General features: G+C 34.9%; 22 protein-coding genes and 3 pseudogenes. 9 read left to right on the top strand and 16 right to left on the bottom strand.

Going from position 1 to position 20,106, the window contains the following annotated elements; translation table 11 throughout:
* Positions 1-76: 76 nt before the first annotated feature.
* From OOK84_RS00380 to OOK84_RS00355, 6 genes and pseudogenes are all read left to right on the top strand, one after another.
* A pseudogene (locus OOK84_RS00380) lies at positions 77-496 on the top strand (baseplate assembly protein); the annotation flags it as partial.
* Entirely contained in the window at positions 496-1,656 is a 1,161-nt protein-coding gene (locus tag OOK84_RS00375; protein ID WP_264731792.1) for a phage tail protein, read from the top strand. The pseudogene OOK84_RS00380 and the gene OOK84_RS00375, both read left to right, overlap by 1 nt.
* Before the next feature lie 168 nt (positions 1,657-1,824).
* On the top strand, positions 1,825-2,535 hold the full coding sequence (locus tag OOK84_RS00370; RefSeq protein WP_264731793.1) for an ankyrin repeat domain-containing protein: 711 nt from the start codon (positions 1,825-1,827) through the stop codon (positions 2,533-2,535).
* 38 nt (positions 2,536-2,573) lie between these two features.
* Complete coding sequence (locus tag OOK84_RS00365) at positions 2,574-3,035, top strand: ankyrin repeat domain-containing protein (RefSeq protein WP_174515822.1); 462 nt, start codon at positions 2,574-2,576, stop codon at positions 3,033-3,035.
* Between the two features lie 4 nt (positions 3,036-3,039).
* On the top strand, positions 3,040-3,471 hold the full coding sequence (locus OOK84_RS00360; RefSeq protein ID WP_264731802.1) for a DUF2924 domain-containing protein: 432 nt from the start codon (positions 3,040-3,042) through the stop codon (positions 3,469-3,471).
* A gap of 2 nt (positions 3,472-3,473) precedes the next feature.
* Positions 3,474-4,949: a recombinase family protein gene (locus tag OOK84_RS00355; protein WP_264731800.1), complete on the top strand. Its 1,476-nt coding sequence runs from the start codon at positions 3,474-3,476 to the stop codon at positions 4,947-4,949.
* Positions 4,950-5,341: 392 nt separating this feature from the next.
* On the opposite strand, the pseudogene OOK84_RS00350 reads toward OOK84_RS00355, so the two are convergent.
* A pseudogene (locus OOK84_RS00350) lies at positions 5,342-5,479 on the bottom strand (IS982 family transposase); the annotation flags it as partial.
* Between the two features lie 324 nt (positions 5,480-5,803).
* On the opposite strand from OOK84_RS00350, the gene OOK84_RS00345 reads away from it, so the two are divergent.
* Together OOK84_RS00345 and OOK84_RS00340 are read left to right on the top strand one after the other, a co-directional pair.
* Positions 5,804-7,585: a hypothetical protein gene (locus OOK84_RS00345; RefSeq protein WP_264731799.1), complete on the top strand. Its 1,782-nt coding sequence runs from the start codon at positions 5,804-5,806 to the stop codon at positions 7,583-7,585.
* Positions 7,586-7,593: 8 nt separating this feature from the next.
* On the top strand, positions 7,594-7,947 hold the full coding sequence (locus tag OOK84_RS00340) for a hypothetical protein (protein WP_264731797.1): 354 nt from the start codon (positions 7,594-7,596) through the stop codon (positions 7,945-7,947).
* Positions 7,948-8,136: 189 nt separating this feature from the next.
* Here OOK84_RS00340 and OOK84_RS00335 read toward each other — a convergent pair.
* A pseudogene (locus OOK84_RS00335) lies at positions 8,137-8,877 on the bottom strand (IS110 family RNA-guided transposase); the annotation flags it as partial.
* A gap of 216 nt (positions 8,878-9,093) precedes the next feature.
* Here OOK84_RS00335 and OOK84_RS00330 point away from each other — a divergent pair.
* The gene (locus OOK84_RS00330; protein ID WP_155968577.1) at positions 9,094-11,100 is read left to right on the top strand and encodes an ankyrin repeat domain-containing protein; all 2,007 of its coding nucleotides are present in this window, start codon (positions 9,094-9,096) and stop codon (positions 11,098-11,100) included.
* 18 nt (positions 11,101-11,118) lie between these two features.
* Here the strand turns inward: OOK84_RS00330 and OOK84_RS00325 are convergent, their stop codons facing one another.
* The 14 genes from OOK84_RS00325 to OOK84_RS00260 form a co-directional block, all read right to left on the bottom strand.
* Positions 11,119-11,250 (bottom strand): hypothetical protein, encoded by a 132-nt coding sequence (locus OOK84_RS00325; protein ID WP_264731795.1) that lies wholly within the window; start codon positions 11,248-11,250, stop codon positions 11,119-11,121.
* A gap of 111 nt (positions 11,251-11,361) precedes the next feature.
* Positions 11,362-12,861, bottom strand: coding sequence for a recombinase family protein (locus OOK84_RS00320; protein ID WP_264731794.1), 1,500 nt, complete (start codon positions 12,859-12,861; stop codon positions 11,362-11,364).
* Between the two features lie 9 nt (positions 12,862-12,870).
* Entirely contained in the window at positions 12,871-13,302 is a 432-nt protein-coding gene (locus OOK84_RS00315; RefSeq protein WP_155968579.1) for a DUF2924 domain-containing protein, read from the bottom strand.
* 4 nt (positions 13,303-13,306) lie between these two features.
* Positions 13,307-13,768, bottom strand: a complete 462-nt coding sequence (locus tag OOK84_RS00310) for an ankyrin repeat domain-containing protein (protein ID WP_174515822.1) — start codon at positions 13,766-13,768, stop codon at positions 13,307-13,309.
* A gap of 38 nt (positions 13,769-13,806) precedes the next feature.
* The gene (locus OOK84_RS00305) at positions 13,807-14,517 is read right to left on the bottom strand and encodes an ankyrin repeat domain-containing protein (protein WP_264731793.1); all 711 of its coding nucleotides are present in this window, start codon (positions 14,515-14,517) and stop codon (positions 13,807-13,809) included.
* A 168-nt stretch (positions 14,518-14,685) separates the two neighbouring features.
* Positions 14,686-15,846 (bottom strand): phage tail protein, encoded by a 1,161-nt coding sequence (locus OOK84_RS00300; protein ID WP_264731792.1) that lies wholly within the window; start codon positions 15,844-15,846, stop codon positions 14,686-14,688.
* Positions 15,846-16,646, bottom strand: a complete 801-nt coding sequence (locus OOK84_RS00295; RefSeq protein WP_264731791.1) for a baseplate assembly protein — start codon at positions 16,644-16,646, stop codon at positions 15,846-15,848. Before OOK84_RS00295 ends, OOK84_RS00300 begins: the two co-directional genes overlap by 1 nt.
* 2 nt (positions 16,647-16,648) lie before the next feature.
* Positions 16,649-16,984, bottom strand: coding sequence for a GPW/gp25 family protein (locus OOK84_RS00290; protein ID WP_264731790.1), 336 nt, complete (start codon positions 16,982-16,984; stop codon positions 16,649-16,651).
* A 4-nt stretch (positions 16,985-16,988) separates the two neighbouring features.
* Positions 16,989-17,243: a PAAR domain-containing protein gene (locus OOK84_RS00285; RefSeq protein WP_264731789.1), complete on the bottom strand. Its 255-nt coding sequence runs from the start codon at positions 17,241-17,243 to the stop codon at positions 16,989-16,991.
* Between the two features lie 5 nt (positions 17,244-17,248).
* The gene (locus OOK84_RS00280; protein ID WP_264731788.1) at positions 17,249-17,713 is read right to left on the bottom strand and encodes a phage baseplate assembly protein V; all 465 of its coding nucleotides are present in this window, start codon (positions 17,711-17,713) and stop codon (positions 17,249-17,251) included.
* On the bottom strand, positions 17,700-18,179 hold the full coding sequence (locus tag OOK84_RS00275; RefSeq protein ID WP_264731787.1) for a hypothetical protein: 480 nt from the start codon (positions 18,177-18,179) through the stop codon (positions 17,700-17,702). Before OOK84_RS00275 ends, OOK84_RS00280 begins: the two co-directional genes overlap by 14 nt.
* A gap of 9 nt (positions 18,180-18,188) precedes the next feature.
* Positions 18,189-18,677 carry a phage tail protein gene (locus tag OOK84_RS00270; RefSeq protein ID WP_264731786.1) on the bottom strand — a complete coding sequence of 163 codons (489 nt, stop codon included), beginning with the start codon at positions 18,675-18,677 and terminating at the stop codon, positions 18,189-18,191.
* A complete protein-coding gene (locus OOK84_RS00265) occupies positions 18,678-18,983 on the bottom strand; it encodes a head-tail joining protein (protein WP_264731785.1) in 306 nt (101 codons plus the stop codon).
* A 109-nt stretch (positions 18,984-19,092) separates the two neighbouring features.
* The gene (locus OOK84_RS00260) at positions 19,093-20,097 is read right to left on the bottom strand and encodes a major capsid protein (RefSeq protein ID WP_264731784.1); all 1,005 of its coding nucleotides are present in this window, start codon (positions 20,095-20,097) and stop codon (positions 19,093-19,095) included.
* Positions 20,098-20,106 lie beyond the last annotated feature (9 nt).

Here is a 20,106-nt window from a genome sequence, read left to right as displayed (position 1 = left end):
TATCTCGATAAGGTATCAGATAGCACAAAAAGTAAGGAGCGGGAGGTTAAAGCGAGGTTATACTCAAAAAGATTTAGCAAAAGTAGAATCACCTATACCAGGAAAAGTACAAATTTCAATCTTATCAACACAATTATCCACAACTGGCATAGCGTTAGAAGAGCTACTTAAAATTGTAAAAAAGCAGGTTACTAGAGATGATATAAGGGTTTTAACAGATACGATAACAGTAATTGGTTGCAATATTACGGAAATAGATATTCACAGCAGAATGAGCATAAGTCCTGTAATATCGAAGGAGGAAATCAAGAAGCAGTTCATTAAGAAGTTTGAAGCAAATAGAAGACTGGGATGGAATGTTACAAGATCATGGATAATAGCAAATCTATTTGTAGAGGGTGTAGAAAATGTGGAATTAATCGAGCCAAGAGAGGATGTTATGGTGCTAGGTAACGAGTGTGCAAATTTGGGAAATTTAAAGATTGAGTTGAATTAATGTTACTGCCACCAAATGCAACAAAACAGGAAAAAGCGCTAGTAGATGCGATAGATTATAAAGTAGATCCAGGCTGTATCAGAGGATTTAAGTTTAGTCTTAAAGAAGAAACATTGCCGTGGTTGATTGAGGAATATGAATTGGGGGAAATTTTACGTTGGATAAAAGATAAAAGAAAAGCCGTAGTAGAAGGAGTAAAATTTCAAAGACTGAGAGGAACTCCAGCATCACTCAAAATAGCACTAAAATGGGCAAATATAGAAGATATTACAATTATTGAGGAGCCACCTGGCAAGCACTTTTTTGAATTACAGATAGGAATAAAAGATGTTCCAAATGACTTTTTTGTGGATGCAGTAGTAGAACTTGCAAAACTATCGTTACCAGCAAGATCGCGGCTAATGAGGATTTTCAATGATCACTATAACGTTGATAGGTTTATTTTAGATGAAAGTTTATTCGGCAGCTTATTGTCAGACTATTCAGGTAGAAAAGTTGAAAAAGATGGACCAGTACTGTCATTTGGTCGGAAGAATACATTTGAGCTAAAAAGCTTAAATCCAAATTTTAAGTTTAGCACTTTTCGGATTCATTATGAGCAAGCATTTAGTAATGACATATATCGATTAGATGTAGCAGTACTTGGAGAAACAGAGCCTCACACAAAGGATTACAAAGGCATCTATGAAAGGAGTCATCAGTGGTACAATTTAAAAGCACTATATCCATTACCACAAAGTTTATTACCAGAAATAAAGTTTGCTAAGGCACAGATAGTATTATCGGACAGTTGGAATTTAGGAGAAATAAACACATGTTTTCCAGTTGGTAGTATAGAGGAAAGAGGAAATAAATTTGTATTGGGAAGCGATAAACTTTCAGGGCAACATTGGAGTTTAAAACACAAGCCAATTTTAGAAAGATTCAGCATTACTCACAACTATAAAGTAGAAAATTATACAGATCAGAAGGTCAGAAAATATGTTTTAGCAGAACACAACGTTTACTATAAAAATGATTTGGATTCAGAGCAAAAAGACTCAATACACGAATTAGAAAAGCACATTTTAGTATTTTACCCGGGAGTACTGAAGTGGCATGAACATCGACATTTGCACAGAAGTTGGAAAGATAGTCAAGCAATATGTATAATAAGTTAAATATTTATATTTAGATCCTCACATATTATATTAATATTAGGTTAAAGTGTATGAAATAAAAAGAAAAAGACTTGCTTTCTTATGCTAAAAAGGACATGACTTGAATAGCAGCAGGTAAACATAAGAAATTTGTCTGGCGCTAGAAAAGCTAATTTTGTGAGGTATGAAATGAGTTTTAGCAAGAGTAAGTTTTTTAAAGAAGTATCAAGTAACGGATTTAAAGACATTAATAAAAGAAATGAAGAAGGAGAGACGATATTACACCAAGCAGTAGAAATCTCCGATTACAAAACAGTGAGGTTCTTAATAAAAAAAGGAGCAGAGGTAAATGCAAGAGATAAAAATGGTTATACACCTCTACACTGTGCAGTATTCGCAAAGAGTTTAGAAAATGTAAAAGTGCTGCTAAGGTCGGGAGCAGAAGTAAATGCCACTCAATATGTCACTGGATGTACGCCACTCCACTCTGCGTGCAAGATGGGAGGAGCAGGAATTGAAATAATAAAAGAGCTAGTAAAGGCAGGAGCTGAAGTTAATCAACTGAATAAGTATGGTGCAACACCAATGTACTATATCTGGGAAAGTGAAAAGTATTCTCTGTGTGATAGTAAAGAAAGTGAAAAGGCAAGTAAATTTTTGAGAGAACAAGGAGGAGTAACAAAAAGTAGAGAACTGACGTGCTATGGAATAGAGAGGTTAGTAGGAGAAATAGCAGACATGTTGAATGGAAGCTACATGCCGGAGCTAAAAATAATAGAGATAGGAGAAATAAGGAAGAGAGACAAATCGCTAATAAAGAAAGAATGTCAAAATTTAGCAAGCAAGATAATGAGCCAAGTGAACGAAATGATAGATGAGGTGGTGAGAAAGAAGGCCTAAAAGAGGGGTTAAAATTTAAAGAAAAGGTGAGGTAGATTATGAGTAAAAAAGAAAAAGAGGAGTCACTATTAGAGAACTCAAGTAAAAATATTTATGAAAGAGACGAGAATGGAAGAACAGTTCTACATTATGCAGTAGACGCAAAAACAGTGAGGTTATTAATCGAAAAAGGAGCGAATGTGAATGCAGCAGATGTAGAAGGATACACAGCACTGCACTTAGCGGTAACGGAGAAATATCTAGAAACCGTGAGAGAATTGATAAAATCAGGAGGGAATGTAAATGCTGAGGAATATGGAAGTAAATGCACTCCATTGCACCTTGCATGTATGGTGGGGAAAGTGGAAATAGTAAAAGAGTTAGTGGAAGCAGGGGCTGAAATAGAGCAAGCAGATAAATTTGGAATGACAGCGATGGATTATGCTAAAAATAGCAAAAAGATAACCGAGGTATTAAAGAAAGAAACAGACAGAATTGAAAAGCTATTTATGAAGGGCTAAAAATATGGAGAAAGAAATAGAAAAGAAAGTAATGAATTTAGAGAGAAAACCTTTGGGTGAGCTGAGAAAAATGTGGAAGAAGGTATTTGGGGAAGAGGCACCTAAACATTCAAAGAAATATCTGATACCGAGACTAGCATATAGAATGCAGGAGGAAGCGTATGGAGAAATGTCAAGAAAGGGGACAAAAAGACTAGAGTATCTGGCAGATCGGCTAGAGAAAGGAAAAAGAATAAGTAGTGACAAGTTGCCAGTAGCAGGAACAGAGTTGATATTGGAGAGAGGTGAAGAGACGCATGCGGTAATGGTGACAGATAAGGGTTTAATCTACCGAGAAGAGTTTTACACGTCATTGTCAGCAGTAGCAGGAAAAATAATGGGAATGAGTTACAATGGGCCGCTCCTGTTTGGTTTGCGTGATCAAAAGGGAAGTTGAAAATGCTAAAAGAAGTAAGATGTGCAATATATACGAGAAAATCAAATGAGGATGGGCTAGAACAAAAGTTTAACAGTTTAGATGCACAGCGAGTAGCATGTGAAAAATATATAAAGAGCAAAGAAGGCTGGGTAGCATTGGCAAAAAGGTACGATGATGGAGGTTTCTCAGGAAAGAATTTAGAAAGACCAGCAATAAAGGAATTGTTTGAAGATGTAAAAAAAGGAGAGGTAGATTGTGTAGTAGTGTACACACTAGACAGACTATCAAGAGAAACAAAAGACAGCATCGAAGTAACATCATTTTTTAGAAGACATAGAGTAAATTTTGTAGCAGTAACGCAGATATTTGACAATAATACGCCAATGGGAAAATTTGTACAAACGGTATTGTCAGGAGCAGCACAACTAGAAAGAGAAATGATCGTAGAAAGGGTAAAAAATAAAATAGCAACATCAAAGGAGCAAGGGTTGTGGATGGGGGGAACTTTGCCGCTAGGGTATGATGTAAAAGATAAAGAATTAATAATAAATGAGAAAGAAGCAAAAACAGTAAAGCATATATTTGAAAGATATTTGGAGCTGAAGTCAATGGCAGAGTTGGCAAGAGAGTTAAATAGCCAAGGGTATCGTACGAAATCAGATATCTTTAAAAAAGCAACGGTGAGAAGAATAATAACAAATCCAATATATATGGGAAAGATAAGACATTATGAAAAAGAGTATGAGGGAAAGCATGAAGCAATAATAAAAGAGGAAAAATGGCAAAAAGCACAAGAATTAATAAAGAATCAGCCATATAGAAAGGCGAAATACGAGGAAGCGCTGCTAAAGGGAATAATTAAGTGCAAGAGCTGTGAAGTAAACATGACGCTGACATATGCAAAAAAGGAAAATAAGAGGTATAGATATTACGTGTGCAACAATCATTTAAGGGGAAAAAGTTGTGAATCAGTAAATCGAACAATAGTAGCAGGAGAGGTGGAAAAAGAAGTGATGAAAAGAGCTGAACGCCTATATGAAAATTTGGAAGAAAAAGCGGAAGAGTGGAAAAATTTAAGTTTTGGAAAGCAAAAAGAAGTAGTGAAAAAGTTAATAAAGGGAGTAATGGTGAGAGAGGATGGAATAGAGGTGCATTCTGAATCAGAGGAAAAATTTATACCAATAAAAAAGAAAGGAAACAAATGCACGGTAGTAGAACCAGAAGGCAAAACAAACAATGTGCTACTGAAAGCAGTGGTAAGAGCCCATCTATGGAAACGTCAGCTAGAAGAGGGAAAATATGGAAGTGTGAAGGAACTGAGTACCAAAATTAATATAGGTACAAGACGTATACAACAAATTTTAAGGTTAAATTATTTAGCTCCGAAAATTAAAGAAGACATAGTAAATGGAAGACAGCCAAGAGGTTTGAAGCTATCTGATTTAAGAGAAATACCGATGTTGTGGAGTGAGCAGTTGAAGAAATTTTACGGTTAAATTACGCACATCCACTACAATAAATTGTAATAGAGATTATGAAAAAGATAGGGAAAGCTATTGCTAAAAAATTCAAAAATTGGAAGGGAGCCACTAATGCAAAAGGAGATGATATAGAGGGATCAAGGGATATGCCGGCAGATGTTGAGAAAGTTAAAGTTGAAATAAAAAGGCAAACTAGTGTTGATAAAGCTACAGAGACCGACACTCAGCTATATGAAGATACCAATAAAAGTAGTGAGGATATTAACACAGAACAACCAATATTTGAAAGTAGCGAAAAAGTCCAAAATGATTCAGTAGAAACTACTGTAGAACCAACTTCCTTCGATAGAGAAGCTAGTACATCTTCCGCTGAACCATGTTTTGATACTACAGACTCCAACTATGGATTAGCCAACAAAGAAAGGCATAGAAATAGAGGACTTTTTCGACTGCATGGAATAGGAAATCAGGACAGAAAAAACATGAATTAGGAAATTTGTTGGTGATCTGTTTCTTGTATGCTCAATCTCAAACTTGTTTTTCAAACGCTAACTATGGATTGGAAATTTAGTATAATATCGAAAAAATAAGCGAGAATCAGTAATTTATACGATCGATAATCCATATATAACAGAAAGTAACAGCTTTGCTAAATTACCGATTGCAGGTCAAAAAGCAATGAATATCAGCAGTTTATAAAATATCTGAAGTGAAAGTGATTTTATGTTATTACAATTAGTGAAAAAACACAGAATCTCAGGAGTTTACATCAGGCTAATCCATAGTTAGCGTTTTAAGATAAGTATTTACATGCAAAAAAAATGTCATATAATTCAGCATACTTACACGAAATAGGGGTGCAGTGATCTATGAATGAACAGGAAAAAGAGTTTATAAATTCAGTTCCAGAAAGTGATCCAGGTTATGCTGTAAAGCGCCTTCAGATCAAGGAATGGTATAAACCATTTGGTACGAAGATTCTAACGAGTTCAGATCTCTCTTACGTTGCTAAAAAGCTAAATAATTTCTCGGATGCAAAATATTGGGTAAAGAGAAAATGCGGTGACTTTATTCTTAATAGAGTGTATGTTTTGGATGAATTGCTTAGAATAGCAAAAATAGACGGTAAGGGCTACCTATTGGATGACTACGATAGATATCAAGTTGCTTGTTGGCTTTGCTCAGAGGAAAGTATACGTGGTGCTTTTCCATTGCTAGATAAATACAAGGGTGATTCAGAGTCAGAAGAAGAGTTTGTTAAAGACACACTGAGCAGATATTCTAGGCTTATGGAGTTCTGGTCACATTATATCCATGTTGTAGATGAGAAAGGTAAATATAAGGCCAAACTTAACAAGGGGGTTTTAGATAATCTTAAAGAGTTGATAGCGAAATATAATAAGAATTATCGTAAAAACTTAGACTGTGGAAGCCAAGTTGATTTATGGAAGTATGGGTTTGAATGCGCAAAAGAGGAAGGGTGTATAGAGGCTCTTGAATTCTTTTTTAATAAGTTAAAAGAAAAAAAAGAAGAAATAAAGGAGGGTGAACTTGATCAAATTTTAATTGACACAGCGCTTTATGCTACTTCATCTGGTAGTTTCAGCCTCAAGCATAGCAATGCTAATGTCATAGATTTTTGTCTTGCTAACCTCAGTGTTGATAATTATAAGGTGCTTCTACAGAAAGATTTTGAGATTCATGGCTGTTATTCTATATTAGATAGGCTGGAAAATGGGTATTTGTTTGGGTATGTCGAGAAGTTAATTGATTGTTTGGAACCTGAGAGTATTTCACGTAAAGAATTTGAGAATCACCTTGTTTGTGGAATGGGTTCTAGGGTTAGTGCTGCACCTAGTAGGGAGTTGATGAGAATCGGAGCTGATTTTTTAGTCTGGGTCTGGAAAGCGGAAGGGTTTAAAAATCTTAGAGGGCTCTGTCTCGATGATTTGAGTAGAGGTAGGTCTGGATTAATCGATACGTTATTAGACCTTGCTATGGTAGGTGCATTTGAGCCTCTGGAGGAGATACTAAATTCTGCAAGTAAGATGGGGCGTGAGAAAATAGCTGAGTCATTCCGCAATTCAAGTAGAGCCTGTTGCGCTTTATACATGCAAGATAGAAAAGATCTGTTGAGTAAGGTCCTGGATGATGATACTAAGTATAGTAGTAGTTTTGTAAAAGCTACAGAAAAAGTTTTAGAGCAAAACCTTCTCGATAGAGATAAATGGAATGAAGCATCTAGGCTCCATGAGGAATTTAAGATAAGAGAATCGATGATGAGAATCTCTGAATTACTTTCAGATGATGGTTTGCGTATTGATATAAAGAGTAAAATGGATCGATTCCAGCTATGTGATTGGGCTAAACCTAGAGCTAGGTCTGAGTCACTTTCCGATGTTGTAGATCCTGTTGGAGAAGCTCAACCTAGGACCAGGGCTTATAGTGATTCGCTGCTTCCTGGGCAAAAACATAGATCTGGAGCTATCAAGGCTTATGCTGGGTGCGTACCATCGTTTCTAAGTAGCATGATGCATTCTACTAAAAAAGGTAGACCTGATGTTACTAGCAGGAACGCTGGTGATTTTGTGTCATCATCTTTGAGTGAAGTGCAGCAGTCCAGTTCTATTGAGAAAAAAGTATCTAAATAGGATCTGGTATGGATGGTGATAAGAAAGAATTAATACAACATCTGTTTGATGCAAGCAACAATAATAAAAAATTTCAAGAAAGATTTCAATCGTTTTTAGATCAAATACCGAAACCGAGTGGGGCTTCAGCTGCACCAGAAAAGGAAAAATTCTTTATGAACTTCTTTCTTGGAATGTTTTCTAGTTTAAAGAGTGCAGGACTTGATAGAACACTTAGGTTAGAAGATTGCTGCTTTAATTTAGTTAGCATAATTAAAATGAAAGATGAATTACATGTTGCTGCAAAAATTAAGAGTGAAAAAGGAGATACCGTCTTGTTAGTCAACAAAAAAATTATAAAAATTTCCCAAGTTGCATCATAAAATCAAAAAATACTTCCAATTGTGTAACAGTACACAGATTATAGTTAGTGGATATGTTGATAAGTAAATTAGTTTTATACGCACAAAACAGATGAAGTTTACTTATCAACATATCCACTAACCAACAACATTCAATAAATTTGTGTAAGATACCACTTTACATAAGATAGATAGGAAGCATTTTTGATTTTAAAGTACTAAACCTTCAGTCAACCTCCTAGCCCTGTAGTTTTTGATATGGTTAGGATCAAAAGCACTTTTGGATGTCAGAATACCGAAAATGATATGGAGTAGCTTACGCATTGCAGCACCAACGATGGCCATATTATGCTTACCCTTTTCCTTTAATCTTTGGCAAAAGCTCATAATGATAGGATTGTGATTCTTAGCTACTATGGCAGGAAAGAAAAGTGCCTTACGTAATGTTTGTGAACCGGATTTACTTAATCTGGGTTTGGCATATACAGAGGAACCTGACGTCATATTTCGTGGTATAACTCCTGTATATGCTGCCAATTGCCTGGCATCTCTAAAAACCTCTATATCAGAAACTTCAGCTAAAATAGCTATTGCTGATTCTTCTCCTATGCCTGGAATAGTCAATAGAAGTTGAAAATTTTCCAACAATTCTTTGTGTTGATTTAATAGTTCACGTACGGAGTTTTTTATTGTTTCTATTTTTTGAGCTATATTCATTGCAAGGTCTTCCCAAGCATTTGCAACTTCTTTAGGCAGTCTCTCTTTTTTTTCTAAGTGGTTATTTACTAATGTTAACTCATCTTTTAACGCAACTGAGCAACGATAAAGATGTTTTAATTTTTTCATTTCAGGAGAAGGTGGTGTCCAACTAGAAGGTTCCTGTCTTTGGCAATAATCAGCAATAACTTCTGCATCGGTCTGATCATTCTTTTGTCGTATCAGCTTACTCCTTATATTCCTATATATTAAATATAGCTGGTGTTCTCAATTTTGTTGATCTATAGTAAAATTGGCTAAAACTTTCAGTAATAAACAACTTTTAACCTAGCAGTACTCACCATAAAAACTTAACAAAAATATGAGTAGTAAAAAGATTATGTTGAAATTAGCTTGACACATACTACACATTCTATATAATATATTCTATATCTAGAGCTAGCAGGTAATATGGGTACAGAGTCAATAAAATATATTGCAGAACCTATCAGTGAACAAAGTAAACGCACTGATGAGCAAAAACTGAAGTGGGACCCAAGTGCTGGACAAGAGTGTTCAGAAATAGGTAGTCCAAAAACAGAAGCAACTGAATTACCAGTAGATAGTTATTATGAATTCATTAAGCGAGATTTATTTTGGGCTGATAGAAGTTTGATAGATGATAAAAAATACTTAGAGGATTTAATAGATGAGTGGCTTATTCATGCACCTAACTTAAAACTGGAAGAAAGTCAAAAAAAGTTAAATCAAAAATTACTCAATAGTATTATAAAAGATTTTAATATGGGAAATTATGACTCATTTTCAAATCTTAAGCAGTTTTTAGAAAGTAACGAGAAAAATAAAGACCTGAAGTACGTTCTTAATCTAAAAAGAGGGCATCTAGGAACAACAGTATTGAATGTGTTTGTCGCACACGATGAAGCCATTCATCCTCTTCTCAAAGCTGGTGCTGATTTAAATATGCAGGATAATAAAGGTAAAACACTTTTGCATGATACTGCTATTTATTCCAGTAAGTATGAAGGTCTAAAGTATCTCTTAGATGCAAAAACTGATCCAAATATACAAGATAAAAAAGGTAATACACCTTTACACTATTATGCTGCTAATTGTAATGATTATAGCAGAAAGGTTATGGATTTACTCATAAGCAAAGGAGCTGATTTAAACATAAAAAATAACAATGGAAAAACCCCACTGCAAATTGCAATTGATAGCAACAATATTATAGAGTGTTTTTTAACTGACAACCAAAAAAAGTTAAGAGACCAACTACGTAAAATGGTTAAAGCTACAGATTCTGATGAAGATTGGGATAATCCTTATGGTCCAGGTGTTGAAGATCTGAAAAAATTTTTAGATAAACATAAAAATAACCAAGATTTAAAGATAGTTTTAAATGTTAAAGGTGATAGTTCAATTTGGCCGTTTTGTCAATTTCCTGATGTAAAAGCTTTACTCTTAAAAGCAGGAGCAACTGACTTTGTAGGTAATAAGCAAGATAATTGTGAAAAATGTGATAGTCTCTTATCAGAGATGTATCAAACAAATCAACTTGCTAAGCTAAATAAGTTTTTGAGTAAGGTAGTAAAAGCTAAAAGCATGATTGAACTACAGGAAGTTGTAAATGAGATTATAGCTTCTGGAATGAGATTAAATTTTGCTAAAGACAAAGACTATTACTTTGCAGATCACGTACTAGAAAAAATTGCTCAGCTAGAAAGAAGCTATGGAATTGCCAGTGATATAGTATGTGCATTAATATCGAGAGGAGCAAAGTTAAAAAACTCAGATAGTTTAAAAGTCATTGATACAATGGAACGAGAGTTTAAAGATCATAAAGCTAATGTAATCAAGGCTCATGTAGAGTACATTAATTATGCTGAAGAATTTTTTAGAGTTGCAAAGGATGCTACCAGTGGTCAACTGTGTGATGGAAAAATCGATAACAGTGTATCTTACTTAGAATACTCAGAGGATAGTATAATAGATGTTGCAAAAATCACAAATAGAACAAGGGATTTAGGACTAATCCATGGAGATGTAAAGTGTGGAAGAAATATAGTAAAGATCGGCAATAGTGAAGTAGAAATTAAAACTGAAGATGGCAAAAGGAATTACATAGACCTTACAGAAGGCAGCGGTATAGTATTAACTTTTTATACTAGTTTAGGAGAATTAGAAGTTAGATTATATCCTGATGAGAACAATAAAAAATTGATAAGAGTAGAAGTGAGCGATGAAGATCTATTTGAAGAAATAGCAAGTCATGAAGAAATAGGGCAAAACTGCTTATTGGGAGGTTTATCGGTTATTGAAGCTATAGATCAAGGTGTTTTTGCTAGATCTGGTGGATTAATGCGTCCTGAAGTAATAAGCGAGTCTAACAACAAATGGACAGAACGTGAAGAATTAAGAAGGACTTCTGATCCTAGGAGAGAAGTTTCTAGGTAGATTAATTTGCCATAAAGGTTAAAGATTATTATTTAAATATAAACTACTATAATTTATAGATTTTGGATCATTTTCTACCATTGTTGCATCCAGTATGCTAAAATCTTCATTATTTATATTGATATTTTCACATAATTGATTCTGTAACATTGACTTACTTTTCTATATCAATTTCAGCATCTTTTTGTGTAGCCCTTTGTAGTAGCTCCTTTTGTAATAACCTTTTTTAATTTTCTGGCACATACTTTTTTCGACATTTTTTCATATTGTTACTTTTATAAACGTTAATCCATAAAATTTTTCTATTTGCTCACTCCATAACATTGGTATTTCTTTTAAATCCACTAACCTCAAACTCCTTGGCTGCCTCCCATTTACTATATCTTCTTTAATTTTTGGTGCTAAATAATTTAATCTTAAAATTTGTTGTATTCGTCTTGTACCTATATTAATTTTAATGCTCAGCTCCTTCACACTCCCATATTTTCCTTCCTCTAGTTGACGTTTCCAGGAATGTGCTCTCACCACTGCTTTCAGTAGCGCATTATTTGTTTTTCCTTCTGGCTCTACTACTGTACATTTATTTCCTTTCTTTTTTATTGGTATAAATTTTTCCTCTGATTCAGAATGCACCTCTATTCCATCCTCTCTCACCATCACTCCCTTTATTAAATTTTTCACTATTTCTTTCTGCTTTCCAAAACTTAAATTTTTCCATTCTTCTGCTTTTTCTCCCCATTTTTCATATAGCTGTTCAGCTTTCTTCATCACTTCTTTTTCCACTTCTCCAGCAACTATTGTTCGATTTACTGATTCACAATTCTTTCCCCTTAAATGATTGTTGCACACATAATATCGATACCTTTTATTCTCTTTTTTTGAGTATGTCAGAGTCATGTTTACATCACAGCCCTTGCACTTAATTATTCCCTTTAGCAACGCTTCCTCGTATTTCGCCTTTCTATATGGTTGATTCTTTATCAATTCCTGCGCTTTTTGCCATTTTTCCTCTTTTATTATTGCTTCATGCTTTCCCTCATACTCTTTCTCATAATGCCGTATTTTTCCCATATATATTGGATTTGTTATTATTCTTCTCACCGTGGCCTTTTTAAAGATATCTGATTTTGTTCTGTAACCTTCTCTATTTAGCTCCCTTGCCAGTTCTGCCATTGACTTCAGCTCCAAATATCTTTCAAATATATGCTTTACTGTTTTTGCTTCTTTCTCATTTATTATTAATTCTTTATCTTTTACATCATACCCTAGCGGTAAAGTTCCACCCATCCATAATCCTTGTTCTTTTGATGTTGCTATTTTATTTTTTACTCTCTCTACTATCATTTCTCTTTCTAGCTGTGCTGCTCCTGATAATACCGTTTGTACAAATTTTCCCATTGGCGTATTATTGTCAAATATCTGCGTTACTGCTACAAAATTTACTCTATGCCTTCTAAAAAATGACGTTACTTCGATGCTGTCTTTTGTTTCTCTTGATAGTCTGTCTAATGTATATACTACTACACAATCTACTTCTCCTTTTTTTACATCTTCAAACAATTCCTTTATTGCTGGTCTTTCTAAATTTTTCCCTGAAAATCCTCCATCATCGTACTTTTTGGCCAATACTACCCAGCCCTCTCTGCTCTTTATATATTTTTCACATGCTACTCGTTGCGCATCAAGGCTATTAAACTTTTGCTCTAGACCGTCTTCATTTGATTTTCTTGTATATATTGCGCATCTCACCTCTTTTAGCATTCTCTCTCCTCAATTTCCACTTTTATCACGCATCCCGAATAATAAAGGTCCGTTGTAGCTCATTCCCATTATTTTTCCTGCCACTGCTGACAATGATGTATAAAACTCTTCTTTGTAGATTAAACCCTTATCTGTTACCATCACTGCATGAGTCTCTTCCCCTCTCTCTAGTATTAATTCTGTCCCTTCTACTGGTAATTTATCGCTACTTATTCTTTTTCCCTTCTCTAGCCGATCTGCCAGATACTCTAGTCTTTTTAATCCTTTTCTTGACATTTCTCCATATGCTTCCTCCTGCATTCTATACGCTAATCTAGGTATCAGATATTTCTTTGAGTGTTTAGGTGCCTCTTTCCCAAATACCTTCTTCCATATTTTTCTCAGCTCATCCAAAGGTTTTCTCTCTAAATTCATTACTTTCTTTTCTATTTCTTTCTCCATATTTTTAGCCCTTCATAAATAGCTTTTCAATTCTGTCTGTTTCTTTCTTTAATACCTCGGTTATCTTTTTGCTATTTTTAGCATAATCCATCGCTGTCATTCCAAATTTATCTGCTTGCTCTATTTCAGCCCCTGCTTCCACTAACTCTTTTACTATTTCCACTTTCCCCACCATACATGCAAGGTGCAATGGAGTGCATTTACTTCCATATTCCTCAGCATTTACATTCCCTCCTGATTTTATCAATTCTCTCACGGTTTCTAGATATTTCTCCGTTACCGCTAAGTGCAGTGCTGTGTATCCTTCTACATCTGCTGCATTCACATTCGCTCCTTTTTCGATTAATAACCTCACTGTTTTTGCGTCTACTGCATAATGTAGAACTGTTCTTCCATTCTCGTCTCTTTCATAAATATTTTTACTTGAGTTCTCTAATAGTGACTCCTCTTTTTCTTTTTTACTCATAATCTACCTCACCTTTTCTTTAAATTTTAACCCCTCTTTTAGGCCTTCTTTCTCACCACCTCATCTATCATTTCGTTCACTTGGCTCATTATCTTGCTTGCTAAATTTTGACATTCTTTCTTTATTAGCGATTTGTCTCTCTTCCTTATTTCTCCTATCTCTATTATTTTTAGCTCCGGCATGTAGCTTCCATTCAACATGTCTGCTATTTCTCCTACTAACCTCTCTATTCCATAGCACGTCAGTTCTCTACTTTTTGTTACTCCTCCTTGTTCTCTCAAAAATTTACTTGCCTTTTCACTTTCTTTACTATCACACAGAGAATACTTTTCACTTTCCCAGATATAGTACATTGGTGTTGCACCATACTTATTCAGTTGATTAACTTCAGCTCCTGCCTTTACTAGCTCTTTTATTATTTCAATTCCTGCTCCTCCCATCTTGCACGCAGAGTGGAGTGGCGTACATCCAGTGACATATTGAGTGGCATTTACTTCTGCTCCCGACCTTAGCAGCACTTTTACATTTTCTAAACTCTTTGCGAATACTGCACAGTGTAGAGGTGTATAACCATTTTTATCTCTTGCATTTACCTCTGCTCCTTTTTTTATTAAGAACCTCACTGTTTTGTAATCGGAGATTTCTACTGCTTGGTGTAATATCGTCTCTCCTTCTTCATTTCTTTTATTAATGTCTTTAAATCCGTTACTTGATACTTCTTTAAAAAACTTACTCTTGCTAAAACTCATTTCATACCTCACAAAATTAGCTTTTCTAGCGCCAGACAAATTTCTTATGTTTACCTGCTGCTATTCAAGTCATGTCCTTTTTAGCATAAGAAAGCAAGTCTTTTTCTTTTTATTTCATACACTTTAACCTAATATTAATATAATATGTGAGGATCTAAATATAAATATTTAACTTATTATACATATTGCTTGACTATCTTTCCAACTTCTGTGCAAATGTCGATGTTCATGCCACTTCAGTACTCCCGGGTAAAATACTAAAATGTGCTTTTCTAATTCGTGTATTGAGTCTTTTTGCTCTGAATCCAAATCATTTTTATAGTAAACGTTGTGTTCTGCTAAAACATATTTTCTGACCTTCTGATCTGTATAATTTTCTACTTTATAGTTGTGAGTAATGCTGAATCTTTCTAAAATTGGCTTGTGTTTTAAACTCCAATGTTGCCCTGAAAGTTTATCGCTTCCCAATACAAATTTATTTCCTCTTTCCTCTATACTACCAACTGGAAAACATGTGTTTATTTCTCCTAAATTCCAACTGTCCGATAATACTATCTGTGCCTTAGCAAACTTTATTTCTGGTAATAAACTTTGTGGTAATGGATATAGTGCTTTTAAATTGTACCACTGATGACTCCTTTCATAGATGCCTTTGTAATCCTTTGTGTGAGGCTCTGTTTCTCCAAGTACTGCTACATCTAATCGATATATGTCATTACTAAATGCTTGCTCATAATGAATCCGAAAAGTGCTAAACTTAAAATTTGGATTTAAGCTTTTTAGCTCAAATGTATTCTTCCGACCAAATGACAGTACTGGTCCATCTTTTTCAACTTTTCTACCTGAATAGTCTGACAATAAGCTGCCGAATAAACTTTCATCTAAAATAAACCTATCAACGTTATAGTGATCATTGAAAATCCTCATTAGCCGCGATCTTGCTGGTAACGATAGTTTTGCAAGTTCTACTACTGCATCCACAAAAAAGTCATTTGGAACATCTTTTATTCCTATCTGTAATTCAAAAAAGTGCTTGCCAGGTGGCTCCTCAATAATTGTAATATCTTCTATATTTGCCCATTTTAGTGCTATTTTGAGTGATGCTGGAGTTCCTCTCAGTCTTTGAAATTTTACTCCTTCTACTACGGCTTTTCTTTTATCTTTTATCCAACGTAAAATTTCCCCCAATTCATATTCCTCAATCAACCACGGCAATGTTTCTTCTTTAAGACTAAACTTAAATCCTCTGATACAGCCTGGATCTACTTTATAATCTATCGCATCTACTAGCGCTTTTTCCTGTTTTGTTGCATTTGGTGGCAGTAACATTAATTCAACTCAATCTTTAAATTTCCCAAATTTGCACACTCGTTACCTAGCACCATAACATCCTCTCTTGGCTCGATTAATTCCACATTTTCTACACCCTCTACAAATAGATTTGCTATTATCCATGATCTTGTAACATTCCATCCCAGTCTTCTATTTGCTTCAAACTTCTTAATGAACTGCTTCTTGATTTCCTCCTTCGATATTACAGGACTTATGCTCATTCTGCTGTGAATATCTATTTCCGTAATATTGCAACCAATTACTGTTATCGTATCTGTTAAAACCCTTATATCATCTCTAGTAACCTGCTTTTTTACAATTTTAAGTAGCTCTTCTAACGCTATGCCAGTTGTGGATAATTGTGTTGATAAGATTGAAATTTGTACTTTTCCTGGTATAGGTGATTCTACTAATGCATCTTTTACTCTACTATCTGCCGACAGTGCATGATATCTATAATACTCCTTGCTTCCACACGTGCTTGAGCCTACTATCTTTGCTTTAATTCTTTTTCTAAATCGTTCATCCTCTTCTTCTTTCTGCCTCTCCACTCCATAAAACTTAGCTAAATTATCAAGATCTTCTCCCGTTGCAAATTTTAGTAAATTGCTCTTTACTGATTCATTTATTCTTTGTCTTAGTAACAATTCCCTCCATGCTGTTACTTCTAATACCTTCATCGCTGGGTCACTTTCTACTAATGCTGTAAAACTTTCATCTCTACGCACTAACTCTTCCTTCATTCTCGAAAAGATTTCCTCAAAGTTCAGTGGCTCGATAATATTTGGCTGCTGCATCTTTATACCACAACCCCATCAAAGCGAATGTTTTTCCCACTTGGCACGTATAATCCTTCCAGGTCAAGCGTTACTTTTCCCTCTTTTACTTCTGTAATTTTTACTTTTTCTAATTTAAACCTTTTTTCCCATTTTTCCAAAGCTTCTGCTGTTGCTGCATATATCTCAAGTGTTAAATCTCTATTTATCGGTTTATCAACTAATTCAAGTAGCCTTGAACCATAACTTCTCCTCATTATTCTACTGTTTACTGGAGTGGTTAATATATCAATTATCGATTGTTTAAGATGGTCTAAACCTTCCAACTCCTTTCCACTAGTAGCACTCATACCGCGCATCTTTTTACCCTACAAATACATTTTTACTATTACCCATCATATGAAAACCACACGATACTAAATCTCCTGTTCTCGCTACACCAATACCATTCACAAATACTCTGTTTGAACCTTGTACTATCGTCTCTCCCAAAGTTGCAATATCACCTTTTCGACACACAGATCTTCCTTTCTCAAAAACATTGCTGCTTCCACTCATACAAACATGAGCTGGTATCCCACTGCAATAATCTCCTACACAAGCTACTGTTTTTCGCATGTATTTTAATTTAGGTCTATTCTACTTCCTTTCAGTTTTATTCCACTTTTTGTCATCTCTATGCTCGATTCCCCAGCCTTCAGTGTTATTTTATCTACTACTTCAATCTCTAAATGATGTTTATCTTTATCGTATGACAACTTTGTTCCATCTTGAAACTTCACACTATTTATTTCTTTTTTATTCTCTGGTGCAGGGTATTTTTCCTGGTATATCCCTCCTAACACTACTCCTAATGATAATTCACCAAGAGGAGAAAATACCATAACCTGCTCATCAATATCTGGAGGAGACCAATCTCTATCTTTTCCTGCTTTGCTTGTTATCCATGGTAAATAATCTGTTAAAAATTCTCCTATTTTCACTCTTACTTTTGCTTTTTCATAGTCTATTTCTTTAACTAGGCCTATACGAATGATATTCGCTACTTTTCTATTTAGCTCTGAAATTGCAAAACTATGGTCTAACATGCACTTCACCTATCTCAATAACATGTGGCATTATGCCAGTTGACCATACTGATTTACCCGCATGCACTTCATGAGTCCACTCCACTAACCACACTAAATACGCATCCAATTCTGGCCTAAATCCGTCAATTTCCGCAGAGATAAATTCTCCTGGTGAAACACTCTTCACGTTCCAAGTATTTTTATTTACTACTCTTGCTACTTCTGTAGCTAATGTTCTAACAACTACCGAGGAATCCTCGACTGTTCCATCAACTACAACCCTTGCTTCAAATCTTGCTTTTAGCGCTAATTCTTCTGTTCCAGGATCTTTTCCCGATTCTAAACTCACAAGCTCTACAAATACCGCTGGCGCTAATAATTCTTTTCTTATTGCTGGATAAATTTCACATGTCTGTATAGCCGGTATTTCTTCCTTCAGTGTGCTGCAAATTGCTTGATGTAAATCTTTCCAGAACTTTGTCATGCATATAATTTAACTCATGTAATGTATAAAATATTTTTCAAATACCTTTTCAACTTCATAATTAACAAGATTCCCTATTATCCTTGAAGCCTCAGGTTCTAATGGCAACTTAACTTCCTTTATTGGCAATGCTGCCCTTCCTTCACGTTTAAACATACCGCTATTTCCTTTTGGCATAACTGCTGCAAATCCTCCTATAAACTCATGCTTTCCTACTTTCGATCCTCTTCTTGTTTTTTGTATTTTGCCAATTGCCGATGCTCTAATGTCATAGAGATTTGCTCTAATTAACACTTCTAATCTGCTAGTTTTCGCCTTAAAAATTCTTAATCTCTTTCTTATCAAACTTAATTTTATCTTCTTTTCCTCACTGATTTCCTTAGCTGTTTTTGATTTTAGCCATATTGCTGTTTTGTTTAATGCTCTCACTGTCGCTTTTTCCACTTTTTTCCTTTCAGTATCTATACTTTGTACAATACTACCGGTGTTAATACGCATTTATACTCCTGACGCTCGAATTTTCCATACCATTCCTGAATTATCTTGCAGCGGTGAAGAATATACTTTATATTTACGGTCACATATAACAAAAATATCTCCTACAATTGGCTGCAGTACATCAAACGCACTTACTTCCAACACTAAAGTTTCTCCTACAAATTGCCCTTCACCAATCTCGTATAATTTATCTGGCTCTTGCTTTAATACTTGTACCATGTACGCCTTATTTTTCGACTTATACAAAGCTAACTCTCCTAAATGGGCAAAACAATCTTTAAATAATCTCTTTATATTTTCCTGCATACCATTTTTTCTAAAAGTCTTTACATATTATTTTAAACATATTGCATATCTTATATTTTTATGGTATATTTTTAAGGTCATAAATAGAGTTTTCTATGTGGGGACCCTACTATGTTGTTACTATTTTCGCTAAAACGGCCGGACGATGGCACATTGGCAGAGGATTTGACTGCGTATGTAAATCTGTTCCTCTATCAAATCTCCTTGGTTCTTGTTTTGCATATAGTGGCTGTCCAAGAGTATTTACTGTTTCATTAAAATCTGCTGGTGCAAAATATGTTGTAAATGTGCTTGCTGTTCCTAGTGGAAAACAGTGCCCTGTATCTTTCTCAATAAATCTTCTTACGGTTCCTTCAGGATCAGTTGCTTGCCCTCTATATTCCTCAAATGTAATTCCACAGAACGTAAATCCTGATCTCATATCATTTCGAAGTGCTGCTCCTTCTTGCCATCTTTCATATGCTTCTTTTACTTTTGCATGAGAAGTTAGTGCATCAAAAAACTCAGGGCTTACCAAGGCATGAATTCCAGTCATATATTCACCATTTAGGTTATCTTCTATATGCCGCAATACTTCCAGACACTTACGTTTTACATCAGTTGTTGCTGTTCCAAGGGCAAAATTTACTACTTTTGGTGTTATTTCAAATTCGTTGTACAGATTTAATAATTCTGACCCATCAGCATCTAAAATTATTCCCTTCAGCGCTCCCATTCGCAAATGCTCTAATGTTATTGCATGTTTGTTTCTCATTAGCTGTAAATGGTCAGTTATTACGTCTGCTAGCGCTTTAAGTTCACTTTCTGATCCAAATGCCCTTATTCCCTGTACTTCCTCTGGTAACACTACATCATCATGCGGAATATGTGGAATCGTAAATGTTCTTACCTTTCTTTTTCCTCTTTTTCCTACTGTTGCTGGCGCCCCTGGTACTTGCGTTGGTAATAAACTTAATACTCCGTTGTGTTCTTCTATGGTAATATGTCTAAATCTTACTGACCTACTTGGAAACAAATTTAGATTTTCAACTCGTCCATAATTTATCGGCAATATATTTATCGCATTTGTTAGTGCCGTCATGCTAAATGCTGTATTTGTAAATGGATTTTGCATTTTTTCTCT

Source organism: Wolbachia endosymbiont (group A) of Sphaerophoria taeniata (assembly GCF_947250735.1).
Taxonomy (GTDB): Bacteria; Pseudomonadota; Alphaproteobacteria; order Rickettsiales; family Anaplasmataceae; genus Wolbachia.
The sequence above is the reverse complement of the archived record's forward strand: the minus strand, read 5'-3'. Positions and strand labels throughout refer to the sequence as shown.

Coding starts and splice junctions, on each gene's coding strand:
- OOK84_RS00375 (WP_264731792.1), top strand. CDS start 496: ATGTTACTGCCACCAAATGCAACAAAACAGGAAAAAGCGCTAGTAGAT.
- OOK84_RS00370 (WP_264731793.1), top strand. CDS start 1,825: ATGAGTTTTAGCAAGAGTAAGTTTTTTAAAGAAGTATCAAGTAACGGA.
- OOK84_RS00365 (WP_174515822.1), top strand. CDS start 2,574: ATGAGTAAAAAAGAAAAAGAGGAGTCACTATTAGAGAACTCAAGTAAA.
- OOK84_RS00360 (WP_264731802.1), top strand. CDS start 3,040: ATGGAGAAAGAAATAGAAAAGAAAGTAATGAATTTAGAGAGAAAACCT.
- OOK84_RS00355 (WP_264731800.1), top strand. CDS start 3,474: ATGCTAAAAGAAGTAAGATGTGCAATATATACGAGAAAATCAAATGAG.
- OOK84_RS00345 (WP_264731799.1), top strand. CDS start 5,804: ATGAATGAACAGGAAAAAGAGTTTATAAATTCAGTTCCAGAAAGTGAT.
- OOK84_RS00340 (WP_264731797.1), top strand. CDS start 7,594: ATGGATGGTGATAAGAAAGAATTAATACAACATCTGTTTGATGCAAGC.
- OOK84_RS00330 (WP_155968577.1), top strand. CDS start 9,094: ATGGGTACAGAGTCAATAAAATATATTGCAGAACCTATCAGTGAACAA.
- OOK84_RS00325 (WP_264731795.1), bottom strand. CDS start 11,250: ATGTTACAGAATCAATTATGTGAAAATATCAATATAAATAATGAAGAT.
- OOK84_RS00320 (WP_264731794.1), bottom strand. CDS start 12,861: ATGCTAAAAGAGGTGAGATGCGCAATATATACAAGAAAATCAAATGAA.
- OOK84_RS00315 (WP_155968579.1), bottom strand. CDS start 13,302: ATGGAGAAAGAAATAGAAAAGAAAGTAATGAATTTAGAGAGAAAACCT.
- OOK84_RS00310 (WP_174515822.1), bottom strand. CDS start 13,768: ATGAGTAAAAAAGAAAAAGAGGAGTCACTATTAGAGAACTCAAGTAAA.
- OOK84_RS00305 (WP_264731793.1), bottom strand. CDS start 14,517: ATGAGTTTTAGCAAGAGTAAGTTTTTTAAAGAAGTATCAAGTAACGGA.
- OOK84_RS00300 (WP_264731792.1), bottom strand. CDS start 15,846: ATGTTACTGCCACCAAATGCAACAAAACAGGAAAAAGCGCTAGTAGAT.
- OOK84_RS00295 (WP_264731791.1), bottom strand. CDS start 16,646: ATGCAGCAGCCAAATATTATCGAGCCACTGAACTTTGAGGAAATCTTT.
- OOK84_RS00290 (WP_264731790.1), bottom strand. CDS start 16,984: ATGCGCGGTATGAGTGCTACTAGTGGAAAGGAGTTGGAAGGTTTAGAC.
- OOK84_RS00285 (WP_264731789.1), bottom strand. CDS start 17,243: ATGCGAAAAACAGTAGCTTGTGTAGGAGATTATTGCAGTGGGATACCA.
- OOK84_RS00280 (WP_264731788.1), bottom strand. CDS start 17,713: ATGTTAGACCATAGTTTTGCAATTTCAGAGCTAAATAGAAAAGTAGCG.
- OOK84_RS00275 (WP_264731787.1), bottom strand. CDS start 18,179: ATGACAAAGTTCTGGAAAGATTTACATCAAGCAATTTGCAGCACACTG.
- OOK84_RS00270 (WP_264731786.1), bottom strand. CDS start 18,677: ATGCGTATTAACACCGGTAGTATTGTACAAAGTATAGATACTGAAAGG.
- OOK84_RS00265 (WP_264731785.1), bottom strand. CDS start 18,983: ATGCAGGAAAATATAAAGAGATTATTTAAAGATTGTTTTGCCCATTTA.
- OOK84_RS00260 (WP_264731784.1), bottom strand. CDS start 20,097: ATGCAAAATCCATTTACAAATACAGCATTTAGCATGACGGCACTAACA.